The organism is Microtetraspora sp. AC03309 (assembly GCF_020826795.1).
Classification (GTDB): Bacteria; Actinomycetota; Actinomycetes; order Streptosporangiales; family Streptosporangiaceae; genus Microtetraspora; species Microtetraspora glauca.
Map to the genome: position 1 here is coordinate 1 of NZ_JADDIL010000186.1, position 1,820 is coordinate 1,820.

Genomic DNA, 1,820 nt, shown 5'->3' on the forward strand with positions numbered 1-1,820 from the left:
GTTCTCTTATCTGAGTGCCTCCTCGGCATGAGGGTGCCGTTGGCGATGGTAGTAGAGCATCACTGTGATCCGCCCCGGCATGTCGGGAGGTTCTCTTATCTGAGTGCCTCCTCGGCATGAGGGTGCCGTTGGCGATGGTAGTAGAGCGCTTCGGCCCGATCGGGGGTCAGGTCCTGGCAGTAGCCGTTGGGTCGCTGACGGTTGTAGAAGGCCACCCATTCGGCGGTCCCCAGCGCCAGTTCGGTGGCACCGGGATAGAGCGGCTGGCGGTCGATGAGTTCGGTCTTGTAGCTGCTGTTCACCGATTCGGCCAGAGCATTATCGAAACTATCCCCGACGGATCCGACTGAAGGCAGGATCCCCTCAGCGGCCAGACGTTCGGTGAACGCGACCGCGGTGTATTGCGAGCCCGCGTCGCTGTGGTGGATAAGTGAATCCAAAGATGCTGCACCCGAACGCTTTCTGGTGTCGATAGCGTGGTCGATCGCATCGGTCACCAGCTTCTGGGTCATCTCGGTAGCCACCTTCCAACCCACGATCTTGCGGGCATAGACATCGGTGACGAACGCCGTGTAGGCCCAGCCGGCACGAGTCCGGCAGTAGGTGAAATCGGCCACCCACAATCGGTCAGGCGCACCGGCGACGAAATTACGCCGGACCCGATCCGGGGCTCGCGTCGCTGCCGGATCGGCGACGGTGGTGCGCACCCGCCGGCGCTTGCACGCACCCCGCCAACCCATCTCCCGCATGACCCGTTCCACGACACAGCGCGATACGTCGATACCATTGGTGCGCAATACAATCCATGTCTTACGAGCGCCCAGGACTCGGTACAGACTCTGCGATTGGCGAAGCTGCCAGATCGCATCGATCACCTGCGCATCGGCCCAGTCGGCTTTCGAGGGGCCCTGACGGGCGCGGTGGGCGTAATACGTCGACGGGGCGATCGTGACGCCGTACTCGGAAAGCACAGCGCACATCGACTCGACACCCCACTTGAGACCATCAACGCCCACCCGCATGTGCTGGTGGGCGCTGATGAACTCCACGACTACTGAGAGGGCCGGTCGAGCTCGGCGGCGAAGAAAACCGAGGCCGCCTTCAAGATCGCGTTGGCCCGCTTGAGTTCGGCATTCTCCCGGCGCAGCTTGCGCAGGACCTCGGATTCCTCGCTGGTCTGCCCCGCCCGAGAGCCGGCGTCGATCTCAGCCTGGCGGACCCATTTGCGCACCGTTTCGGCAGTACCGACGCCCAGCAGGTCAGCAACCCGGCCCATCGCCTCCCACTCCGAAACTGTCTCGCTGCGCAGATCGGCCACCATCTGCACCGCCCGCACCTTCAGCTCGTCTGGATACCGCCTCGATGACTTCGATCCCACGTGCCCATCCTTCCCAACGGAAGAACTCTCCAGACACGCCGGGGCGGATCAGCCAGCAACCCCGACACTTCCGAGAGATTGACGTTGAGTTGCCCGAGCAGGTCGCCGCTGTCTTTGAGAGCACTCACCAAAGTCGACAGGTTTCGGATGCTTCCGAAGATGTCTTTGCTGTGGTCGCCGAGAGCTGACACCGTCTGCGACAGTTTGATGACAGTGTCACGGATGTCAGATCCCTGTCCCCGCAAGTTGTCGGCGGCGGTGTTGATCAGAGCTCCAAGTGTGCTGACTTGTCCCGGTGTTTCAGGTTGGAGCATGTCGGTCAGCCGCTCCAGCTGTGCGCGCACGTCATCCCACTCGACCGGGACTGCGGTGCGGTCCTGTGGGATCGTGGCCCCGGCCCCGAGCGTGGGTCCGTCCACATAGGCTGGAGTCAGCTGGATGG

General features: G+C 62.9%; 2 protein-coding genes. Both read right to left on the reverse strand.

Translation table 11 applies throughout. The annotated features are described in order from the left end of the window. Positions 1-95 precede the first annotated feature (95 nt). A protein-coding gene (locus IMZ11_RS42160; protein WP_085976171.1) for an IS3 family transposase occupies positions 96-1,321 on the reverse strand; the annotation gives its coding sequence in 2 pieces (ribosomal slippage) (positions 96-1,090 and positions 1,090-1,321; 1,227 coding nt in all). A 17-nt stretch (positions 1,322-1,338) separates the two neighbouring features. Then, on the reverse strand, positions 1,339-1,820 hold a 482-nt coding region (locus IMZ11_RS42165), incomplete at its 5' end, for an MCE family protein (protein ID WP_228649130.1).